This window comes from Anaerotignum sp. (genome assembly GCF_017483025.1).
In the GTDB taxonomy this organism is placed as follows: domain Bacteria; phylum Bacillota; class Clostridia; order Lachnospirales; family Anaerotignaceae; genus Anaerotignum_A.
Genome location: NZ_JAFUMA010000071.1, coordinates 1 through 2695, shown reverse-complemented (window position 1 = coordinate 2695; position 2695 = coordinate 1). Strand labels below are relative to the sequence as shown.

The following is a 2695-nucleotide window of genomic DNA, read 5'->3' as shown; positions in this document are numbered from 1 at the left end:
TTAAACATCCCACAGGCTGTCCACCGCTTCGCCCAGTCTGATGCTTCGCTGTGTGTCATGCCGTATACGGTACATTTCCGCAGCATCATCCCTTTATATCTTTTGGAAACCATGTTTTCACATTCTCCACAGATAAACTGTTCGTTTTTTCCGAACAGTTGGTGCATCAAATCAATTTTTCTTACAGCCATAGTCACACCTCCATATCAAAACGGCAGGTCATCATCTTCGATACTTTCATCGATAGGATAGAAACCATCCTGAGAAGGACCAGTCTGTTTTTCGCTTCCGCTTCTGCCTTCCGCTGCGGCTTTACTCTCTGCGAAATACTGTTCCTCAACCACAACATCCGTTGACCATCTGGTTGTTCCGTGGTCATCCCATTTTCTGACCTGCAATCTACCGATGACAGAAACCATCTGCCCTTTTTTGAAATACTTCTCTGCAAACTCCCCAGCCTTGCCAAATGCAACACACTGAATGAAATCTGCATCCTGTTCGCCCTGCCGCTTGAAACGTCTGTTCACGGCCAGCGTATATCTTGCAACGGCAATCTGTTCGGGTCCATGTGAATATCTCACTTCAGGATCACGCACCAGTCTGCCCATCAAAATAACTTTGTTCGTAGGTCATCCCTCCTCCATATTCTCCATAGTCCATGCCACCTTCTTTAACCGCCTTCATGTAACGCACCCAGCCGATTTCTTCAAAGTAGTCCTCGGTGTGCATGATCAGCTGATATCCTTTTGGCGGTCTCAGGTTTGTTTTTCGCTTCGTCTCTTTTACTTCTTCCAGCTTCACCTTTGGCTGAACCAGATTGCGGCTGCTGCTCCAACGCTTTGCACCCTTCTGGATATTCTCCTTGGTGATGTAGGACGCCAGCCGGTTATCCTTCTGGTTCTTATACAGGTGTTTTATCTTCACCAATCCTTTGCCCCATACATCCTGCAGGATTTCCAGAGCATCTTTCATGTTCAGACCTTCGAAACAGTTCAGGATCATGTGGTGATGCACTCTGCCTTTTTCTTCTATTACCGATATGTATTTCAAATCCGAGAAACCATTTTTCTCGCGGTACCGTTTCAGGCGTTTAAAAAAATTGCTTCTCTCTTTTTTCGCTTCATCCACCGATACAATCTGATCATGGGTCAGCAAGACGAAATAATCCTTTCCTGAGAAATTCGCGTTGATTTTTCTGGTCAGTTCCTTTCTGGCAATCATCAGATTTCGTTTCTGCTGTTCTTCCGTTGTGAGGTTCTCTCTTCGTCCCCTCTCATATTTCTTCCCGATGGTTCTAGGGGAATAGAATTCTTCTACTTCATAAACATCCCCTGCCCATATCTTCTTTCTGTACTTCGGCACCCTTGCCACCTCCTCCATTCTGTCTTTCTTCTATATAAATAGGAGAGTGTCCAGAATGTTAATTGCTTTATGGACAGTCTAAAGAGGCATCAGCCTACTTAGACAAAAGGGTCTCAATGCACAGTCTAAAAACACCACAAATCATTGATTTCTCAGCGTTTCTTTGATATACTGATGTTGAGAATAACATCGTCTCTGCTCAACGAGACCCTAAATCGCCGTCTGCGCCAACAGGCGGCTTTTTTCATGCTGTTTTCTGATCTACAGGCTTGTCCTGCTGACGTTCTTCTTCGCAGTCGCACTTTTCGCCGTAGTCGAGGTTTGCACCACACGCTGTACAAACATCGTGTTTTCCATCGTCACTCTTCCGTGTCATATTCTTCCGCTCCTTCCGTAGATTCAATTACATAGTCAGTTGGATTTTCCGGTACATACATTCCCATTCTTCTTAATTCTTCCGCACGACAACGATCCAGAAGATTTTTCAAACTATCTGAAAGGTTGCTATCATCCCACGTATTCAGTTCCATAATGACCGCAGTCAATACAAGGCCTTCTTTTACGGCGATCGCTCGGTGCCCCCCCAAATTTCTTACAAAGAAACTCCGATACTCCATATCCTTTTTCTCTGTGGGCGCCAGCAATGCAGCATCGATCCAGAGCATCCCTTCCATGGTGTAAATAGGCGTCATCAGATGCCCGTTATGTATGATGGTGATTCCTGCATCTTCTGCTGTGATTTCTTCTTCATCATCTACATGATCCAGCAAAATTCCTTTTTCAGCTTCTTTGGTGGCTGTATGCCATTTTTTCTTCTCATTATCCGCTAAACCCATGACAGTCAAAACTGTATCTTCATCCAAAGGTGGCATATTCTCCAATTTGTAAATAGCTGCCCCATTAGATAACCACTGCATCCCATCAGTATCCAGAAATATAATCGCTCTCTTGGATTTTTACATAATTGACGCAATTTTTGAAAATTTCACTTTAATCACCTACTTCTACAAAAGACATGATCCTCTGAGATAACAACTTCAATTTCCCTTCCAGGTTCTGTGCTTCACTTTCTCTGCCTTCTTCTCTGGCTTGTGTGATACACTCGACCATTTTGTTGACCTCACCAAGAACCGTCTCAAATCTGACCTTGAACACTTCCGTAGTAGATGCAGAAGGTACCTGCGCCGCTTTCGCCTTTGCCAATTCTTCTTTTGCCTGCAGAGCCGCTTCTTCCGCTTCCTTCTGGGCCTGTTCATGGACTTCGATGGCTTTCGTTGCCTCTGCCGCTTCCCTGCGGTACTTTTCAGCATTAGCCTTTTCTTTTTCCAGTTTG

The 2695-nt window shown here is 44.7% G+C and carries 6 protein-coding genes; all 6 read right to left on the bottom strand.

Annotation, left to right across the window (positions count from 1 at the left end; genetic code table 11):
* A partial coding sequence (locus tag IJ369_RS06410) for a hypothetical protein (protein WP_290717362.1) occupies positions 1-191 on the bottom strand: 191 nt, incomplete at its 3' end.
* Positions 192-206: 15 nt separating this feature from the next.
* Positions 207-608 (bottom strand): single-stranded DNA-binding protein, encoded by a 402-nt coding sequence (locus IJ369_RS06405; protein WP_290717360.1) that lies wholly within the window; start codon positions 606-608, stop codon positions 207-209.
* The gene (locus tag IJ369_RS06400; protein WP_290717358.1) at positions 589-1362 is read right to left on the bottom strand and encodes a rolling circle replication-associated protein; all 774 of its coding nucleotides are present in this window, start codon (positions 1360-1362) and stop codon (positions 589-591) included. The genes IJ369_RS06405 and IJ369_RS06400 overlap by 20 nt, the downstream gene beginning before the upstream one ends.
* 244 nt (positions 1363-1606) lie before the next feature.
* On the bottom strand, positions 1607-1738 hold the full coding sequence (locus IJ369_RS06395) for a hypothetical protein (RefSeq protein WP_290717356.1): 132 nt from the start codon (positions 1736-1738) through the stop codon (positions 1607-1609).
* Positions 1722-2279 (bottom strand): hypothetical protein, encoded by a 558-nt coding sequence (locus IJ369_RS06390; RefSeq protein ID WP_290717354.1) that lies wholly within the window; start codon positions 2277-2279, stop codon positions 1722-1724. Before IJ369_RS06390 ends, IJ369_RS06395 begins: the two co-directional genes overlap by 17 nt.
* A gap of 73 nt (positions 2280-2352) precedes the next feature.
* Positions 2353-2695: hypothetical protein (locus tag IJ369_RS06385; protein WP_290717352.1), on the bottom strand; the 343-nt coding region annotated here is incomplete at its 5' end.

What these genes read in the sequence shown, in the direction of transcription:
- IJ369_RS06390 (WP_290717354.1), bottom strand. Translation starts at nt 2,279, where the DNA reads ATGCAGTGGTTATCTAATGGGGCAGCTATTTACAAATTGGAGAATATG.
- IJ369_RS06405 (WP_290717360.1), bottom strand. Translation starts at nt 608, where the DNA reads ATGGGCAGACTGGTGCGTGATCCTGAAGTGAGATATTCACATGGACCC.
- IJ369_RS06395 (WP_290717356.1), bottom strand. Translation starts at nt 1,738, where the DNA reads ATGACACGGAAGAGTGACGATGGAAAACACGATGTTTGTACAGCGTGT.